The organism is Bacteroides sp. An269 (assembly GCF_002159755.1).
Taxonomy (GTDB): domain Bacteria; phylum Bacteroidota; class Bacteroidia; order Bacteroidales; family Bacteroidaceae; genus Phocaeicola; species Phocaeicola intestinalis.
In genome coordinates, this window is the sequence record NZ_NFJG01000253.1 from 1 (window position 1) to 639 (window position 639).

Sequence of the window (639 nt, forward strand, 5' to 3'; positions counted from 1 at the left end):
GAAGGAACGTCTTCAGAAGACGGATGCAGTGGACAGCAGGAAAATAGCCAGGTCTCTGCGTAACAATGAACTGACAGCCATCCATGTCCCTTGCAGGGAGACATTGGAGATCCGTACCCTTTTGCGCAGCCGTGACGCCCTTGTCCGTGACCTGGCAAGAATGAAACAGCGCGTTAAGGCATTCCTGTATTATTATGGGATTGACTATCCTGAAGAATTCCAGCACAGCGGCACCCACTGGTCACGCGCTTTCATGAACTGGCTGCGTAACGGCATCCACATGGATACGGAGGAAGGGAGTGCGGGCCTTTCCCTTTTGCTGGATTCCGTAGAGTCACAGCGCAGGCTTCTTCTGGAAGCGACACGAAAACTGAGGGCGCTTTCCCGTTCAGACAGATATGCCACCGACTACGGACTGCTGCGTTCCGTCCCGGGCATAGGCATGATAACGGCTTTGGTTTTCCTTGCCGAACTGGAAGACATACGGCGCTTCGCCAATTCGGACAGGCTTGCGGGCTATATTGGTCTTATCCCCACTTCCCACTCCACGGGTGAGAAAGACAATAAGGGGGAGATGACCTTCCGGGGGCAGATGCAGTTAAGGAGCAAACTGATAGAATGCGCGTGGTTCGCAGCCCG

General features: G+C 54.3%; 1 protein-coding gene. It reads left to right on the forward strand.

The genetic code is table 11. The features are described from left to right. Positions 1–639, forward strand: a 639-nt coding sequence (locus tag B5F71_RS19610; RefSeq protein ID WP_143269963.1) for a transposase, incomplete at both ends; no start/stop codon positions are given.